The following is a 1,553-nucleotide window of genomic DNA, read 5'->3' on the forward strand; positions in this document are numbered from 1 at the left end:
GTCCGATCGGGTGACCCACCCTCGTCTCGACAGTAATCGGATCCGCGAGCGGCAGGGCAGCGGCGTTGGACACCCGGGTGCCCTGCTGGGCGGTGCGGTACACGAGACCCGTCTTCGTCCGACCTGCTCCGCGCGAGGTGGGCGGCTTGCGGCGTCGGCTCCTCCCGGCCGCAGCCGCCCTGACGCCGGGGTCCGTCGCTCCATACCTCTTGAAGCGCGTTCACGCGTCTCGCGGGCTGCGAGCGCAGCGATCGGCGACCTCAGCACTCCTGATCCTGCGCCTCGGCCTGCAGGGCGGCCCTTGTCTTCGGACCGTACACGCCGGTCTCGCCCTTGATGTGGCGTCGGCGCTGGTACTGGGTGACCGCGTTCTCGGTCGAGTCGTCGAAGGTGCCGGTGACGAGGGACTTGTCGAGGTTCCCGCAGGAGACGGTGACCAGCAGCTGTTGCATCGCCATCACATCCGTCCCCGTGTCACCGGGCCGGAGGGTTCGGGGCATGGCCGCAGCGGCCGGCGTCGGCGTGGACGTCGGCGTCCGCGTCGGCGTGGGCGTCGGCGTGGAAGGGGCAGCGGTGCGGGCGGTGGTGGCGAAGACTGCCTGCGGGGCAAGGGTTCTGGTGGTCGGAGCCTTCCTGGGAGCCGCGGCGGCCGTGTCGCCGGGGGCTGCGGAGGCCGAGGCGGTCTCGGCCGAGGAGACGGCGCCGGGCGAGGGGACGGCGTTGGGCGAAGGGGCGGTCGGAGGCTGGATCCAGAGGCTGCTGCTGGGGAGCGGCAGCGCCTGGCCGCTCTTCTTCCCGTCCTCACCCGAGGAGGCAGGTAGGAGGGCGATCCCGACGCCGACTGCCACAATGCCCAGGCCGGCCCGGGTGATGATGCTCCGTCGGCGGCTCGCCTTCCGCTCGTGGCGTCGCCCGGCGCGGTCGTCCGGGTGCTGCTTCTCGGTCAGGCCGGCGGGCGGGTTCGGGAGGGGCGGTTCGGACCTGGGCGGCATCGGCGGCACGGGATGTGCCGCCGCCGTCCGAGCACGAAAGGGCGCGGGCAGCGCCGGAACCGGCCGGGCAGGCGTCGGAGCGGCGGCGCCCAGGGGGAGGATCGTTGTGTTGAGCAGGTCCCGACCGTGCACGGGTGCGGGCCGAGGCTCCGCCGAGGGGCCCAGGACGTACGGGCGGACCATCATCGCGTCTTCGGTGTGCTCGATGGTGCGGTCCGGCTGTGCCGCGATGGGCCGATCCTCCTCGGACCAGGCGTGAGCGGTGGGGCCGGTGGTGAGCGCCTCAGCCACCGTGGCGGCCAGCCGGCCGGGGTTGGTCAGCGTGCCGGTGCGAGCGGGCCAGTGCTCCCACTCGGCCGAGCCGTCGCCGGGCATGTCCGGGTGGGGCACGACGAGGAAGCACCCCCTGGTCAGGAGGTGGACGTCCGCTCCCAGCCGCCGCCACTCCTCGGCGTGGCCGAGGGGGATGAACCAGTACATCCGGTGGCCGGGCAGATCCCGCAGGACCGGGCCGACCTGATCCGGGTCCGTCCCGCCGAAGCGTGCGAGGACGGCCAGGCC

The 1,553-nt window shown here is 73.7% G+C and carries 1 protein-coding gene; it reads right to left on the minus strand.

Going from position 1 to position 1,553, the window contains the following annotated elements; translation table 11 throughout:
* Window positions 1-260: 260 nt before the first annotated feature.
* Window positions 261-1,553, minus strand: a 1,293-nt coding sequence (locus ABZ641_RS36785; RefSeq protein ID WP_359988904.1) for a peptidoglycan-binding domain-containing protein, incomplete at its 5' end; no start/stop codon positions are given.

Origin of the sequence: Kitasatospora sp. NPDC007106 (assembly GCF_040634455.1) — a bacterium.
Classification (GTDB): domain Bacteria; phylum Actinomycetota; class Actinomycetes; order Streptomycetales; family Streptomycetaceae; genus Kitasatospora; species Kitasatospora arboriphila.